The 834-nt window shown below is 70.7% G+C and carries 1 protein-coding gene; it reads right to left on the bottom strand.

Translation table 11 applies throughout. The features are described 5' to 3' along the window. Positions 1 to 718, bottom strand: a 718-nt coding sequence (locus AB4Z27_RS29185) for a phospholipase D-like domain-containing protein (protein WP_441646002.1), incomplete at its 3' end; no start/stop codon positions are given. Positions 719 to 834 lie beyond the last annotated feature (116 nt).

The following is an 834-nucleotide window of genomic DNA, read 5'->3' on the forward strand; positions in this document are numbered from 1 at the left end:
GGGCGGCCGTGGTCAGCGTCTCCACCTCGGCGAAGGCCTCGGCGGTCTCGCGCAGGCCGCGGCGCTGGGCGATGCGGAACCAGAGCCGGGCCGACGCCAGCGCAATCTGCGCGACCAGCGGCCCGGACACCCGCACGGCGAAGTCGTAGCGCGGGCCKAGTTCGGGCAGGTCGAGCGGGCCGTGGTTGTGGTCGTCGATGATATTGATGCCGCCGACGAACGCCACGCTGTCGTCGATCACGGCCATCTTGCGGTGGAGCCGGCGCAGGTGCCGGCGCGCCAGCTTGAACCCGCGCAGCGGCCGGTAGATCTCGAGCTTCACCCCGCCGGCCTGGAGGCGCTGTTGCAGGGCTTCGGGCATGTCGCCGGCGCCGAAGCCATCGACCACGAGCCGCACATCCACGCCACGCTGCGCCGCAGCGACCAGCGCCTCGGTCACGCGTTGGCCGACCGCATCATCGGCATAGATATAGGTCTCCAGCACGACGTGGCGCGTGGCCGTGCCGATGGCGGCGATCAGGGCGGGGAAGAAGGTTTCGCCATTGCGCAGCAGGTCCACCGCGTTGCCGGGCACCGGGCTGCCGCGCCGGCGGCCCCAGCGCAGCAGGGGCGCGCGGAGGTGGACGTCCGCGGGCGCCGCCTGGGGGATGGGCGGTGCCGGGGACTGGGGCGTCGAGGCGGGTGCGGGGCGGTCGACCCGGTCGTAGATCCGTGACATGGCTTGATTATCGGATAACGGGCGGCTCCTGCACATCGCCCTGGCCAACTCTGCTATTGTCGGGCCATTGTGTGGCGGAAAACGGAAAGAATTGTGAAGGTATTCGGCATCGCCGG

The sequence above is a fragment of the Cupriavidus sp. KB_39 genome (genome assembly GCF_052114485.1).
Classification (GTDB): Bacteria; Pseudomonadota; Gammaproteobacteria; order Burkholderiales; family Burkholderiaceae; genus Cupriavidus.